3 protein-coding genes and 2 pseudogenes are annotated in these 2,939 nt (G+C 72.9%); 2 read left to right on the forward strand and 3 right to left on the reverse strand.

The annotated features are described in order from the left end of the window. Positions 1-180: ATP-binding cassette domain-containing protein (locus tag G3I65_RS58985; protein WP_160704315.1), on the reverse strand; the 180-nt coding region annotated here is incomplete at its 3' end. Between the two features lie 105 nt (positions 181-285). Here G3I65_RS58985 and G3I65_RS54550 point away from each other — a divergent pair. Continuing rightward, positions 286-1,059 carry a maleylpyruvate isomerase family mycothiol-dependent enzyme gene (locus G3I65_RS54550; protein WP_160704317.1) on the forward strand — a complete coding sequence of 258 codons (774 nt, stop codon included), beginning with the start codon at positions 286-288 and terminating at the stop codon, positions 1,057-1,059. 48 nt (positions 1,060-1,107) lie between these two features. Here the strand turns inward: G3I65_RS54550 and G3I65_RS54555 are convergent. Then, positions 1,108-1,841: pseudogene (locus tag G3I65_RS54555) on the reverse strand (alpha/beta hydrolase). 171 nt (positions 1,842-2,012) lie between these two features. Continuing rightward, positions 2,013-2,624: a TetR/AcrR family transcriptional regulator gene (locus tag G3I65_RS54560; protein ID WP_160704319.1), complete on the reverse strand. Its 612-nt coding sequence runs from the start codon at positions 2,622-2,624 to the stop codon at positions 2,013-2,015. A gap of 93 nt (positions 2,625-2,717) precedes the next feature. On the opposite strand from G3I65_RS54560, the pseudogene G3I65_RS54565 reads away from it, so the two are divergent. Next, positions 2,718-2,939 (forward strand): annotated as a pseudogene (locus tag G3I65_RS54565) (hypothetical protein); the annotation flags it as partial.

Here is a 2,939-nt window from a genome sequence, read left to right on the forward strand (position 1 = left end):
CGGGTGCAGCCGCGCCAGCGCGCGCAGCAGGGTCGACTTCCCGCTCCCGTTCGGGCCGATCAGCGCGGTCACGCGGCCGGCCCGCAGGGAAATGGACGCGGCGCGCACGACGACGTCGCTGCCGTAGGCGACGTCGACCTCGCGGGCGTCGACACCGGCTTGGTGGGGGACTGGGGACACACGAGGACAATAAGGGCAGGCTTACCTAACTGCAAAGGTGGCGGTCGGCACATCGCGCGCGGTGATCACCGGAACACTCGCGGGGGTCCGGGAGTTGACCCGGACATGGACCAACTCGTGGATCGCACGATCGCCGCCCTCCGCGCCGAGCACGACGTGCTCGCCGGACTCACCCGCACCCTCACCGACGAGCAGCTGGCCCGGACCAGCGGCGCCGCGGACTGGACCGTCGCGCAGGCGCTGTCGCACCTCGGCAGCGGTGCCGAGATCGGCCGCGCGCCGATCCTGCGCGCCGCCGGGGAAACCGTGGCCGTCGAAGACAACCAGACGATCTGGGCCCGCTGGGACTCGTCCTCGCCGCGCGCGCAGGCCGAGGGTTTCCTGGAGCACAACAGCCGCTGGCTCGACACCGTCGAGGCGCTCACGCCCGAGCAGCGGTCGTCGCTGACCGTCGACCTCGGCTTCCTGCCGGAGCCGGTGCCGCTGGTGACCGCGCTGGGCATGCGGCTCAGCGAAGTGGCCAACCACTCTTGGGACGTGCGCGTCGCCCTCGACCCGGACGCCGGGGTGGCCGACGGCTCGGCCGCGGTGCTGCTCGAACTCCTCGCCGGGCCGGTGGGCTTCATGCTGAGCTTCCTGGCCAAGCCCGCCGAACTGGCGAACCCGGTTTCCGTCGCCGTTCGCGGCGGTGGCCTGGTGATCGACGACGCGGTGACGGTGGTGTCCCACCTCGACGCGCCGTCCGCGACGTTCGACGGCCCGGCGGAGGCGTTCATCCGGTTGCTCAGCGGCCGGCTGAAGGCGCCGTACGACAAGGGTGTTCGCGTCGAGGGGAGTGTCACGCTCGACGAGCTGCGCCGGGTCTTCCCCGGGTTCTGACCGGAACCGGGACGCCAGGCCGGCGGCGACCGGCCTGGCGTCCGCGGCTCACTTCAGGTGCCGGGCGAAGAACCGGCTCCCGTCATCGCCCTCGAACCCCGGGATGCCGGTGTGCCCGCCGGTGTTGGCGTGCAACGTCTTTTCCTTGGTCCCGAAGGCATCGAACAGGTCCAGCGCCGCCTGCCGGTCGTTGCCTTCGTCGTCCCACTGCAGCAGGACGAGCAGGGGAGTGGTGACCTGGCGGGCCTCGTCGAACGTGCGGCGGGGCACGTAACTGCCGGCGAACAGGACCGCGGCCGCGACGCGCGGCTCGACCAGCGCCAGCCGGACGGCGATGGCGATCACGCCGCCCGCGAACCCGACCGGGCCGTCGATCCCGGGGAGCGCGAGGAGCGCGTCCAGTGCGGCCCGCCATTCCGGGACCGCCTGCTCGACCAGCGGGAGGATGAGCCGGTCGACGACGTCGTTGCCGACCGATTCGCCGGCCGTCAGCGCTCGGCGCAGGTCAGCGCGGGCTTCGTCGACGCCGGCCAGCCGGGGCCGGTCGCCGCTGCCGGGCAGTTCGATGGTCGCCGCGGCGTAGCCGTCGGCCACCGAGTGCCGGGCGCGGGCCGCCAGGCGCGGGTACATCCGGTCCAGCCCGCCGGGGTGGCCGAGCAGGATCAGCGGGACCGGTCCGGGCGCGGACTCGGGCGTCCAGAGGATGCCGTGGGGACTTCGCCGAGGGTGAACCCGCGCTCGAGGACACCGTCGCCGAGGCGTTGTTCCGAAGTGAAGTGCATGGTCGTGCCTTCCGGGAGCGCTGCCGAACGGCGCTCCCGGGCGACCTATCGCCCGACCGTGACCCCGGAGGAGAGCACCCATGTCGTCTGGTTCACGGGTACCACCTCCTCGGTCTCTCGCACGGCCTCCGGGACGGTAGCAGCAGCGGACGTCGTCCGCCAACGAGGTTTTCAGCTGTGGCGGCGCAAGCCGTCGAACGCCACCGCGACGACCGCGTCCGCGATGGCGGGTGCCGAGGCGCCGCCGCGGGGCCGGTACCACTCGGCGACCGAGTTGACCATGCCGAACAGCAGCCGCGCGGAGACGTCCGGGTCGATGTCGGGACGCAGGTCCCCGTCGGCGGCGGCCGCGCTCACCAGGTCCGCGACGAGCCGGTCGAACTCCTTGCGGCGGGCCAGCGCCGCGCGTTCCACTTTGGTGTTGCCGCGGATGCGCAGCAGCAGCGTCACGAACGGCAGCTGCTCGATCAGGACCCCGACGCTCGCGCGCACGAGGTGCTCGAGCTTGTCGACCGCCCGGCCGTCGAACTCCGCCAGCGCGGCCGCTTCGGCGAAGAGGCCGTCCAGCGCGCGGTTCACGGCGAGCCGCAGCAGCTCGTCCTTGCTCGGCACGTGGTGGTAGATCGCCGACTTCGAGATGCCGAGCTTGCGGGACAGGTCTTCCATGCTGGTGCCGTCGAAACCGCGTTCGGTGAACGCCGAAACCGCCACGCGCAGCAGGGATTCCAGGTCGTACCCGGGCCTGCCGCGCCTGGCGGTCCGGTTCGTCGCGGTGTCGGCCATGCCCGCCATTCTCGCAAGGCTGCTCCACCGGGGCCGCGAGACGGGCGGGGATTCCACAGCCGCCGTCTCGTAAGGTACGGGGAGGACGAGGGGGTGGCGGTGGCCGGATCGGGGCGGGCTCGGCTGCGGTCGGCCGTGGTCGCCGCCGCGTGGGCGCGGATCGGCGGGGTCGACGTGCTTTCCGCGGCGGATGGCGGTCCCCTGACCCGCACCGTCAAGAAGATCATCGACCCGCTCGTCGTGCGCACCGCCGCGCGGCCGCGGCTCGGGCGGCCGCTGCTCGAACCCGCCGAGGCGGCGGAGCTGACCGCGCTG

The organism is Amycolatopsis sp. SID8362, from assembly GCF_010550475.1.
GTDB lineage: Bacteria > Actinomycetota > Actinomycetes > Mycobacteriales > Pseudonocardiaceae > Amycolatopsis > Amycolatopsis eburnea.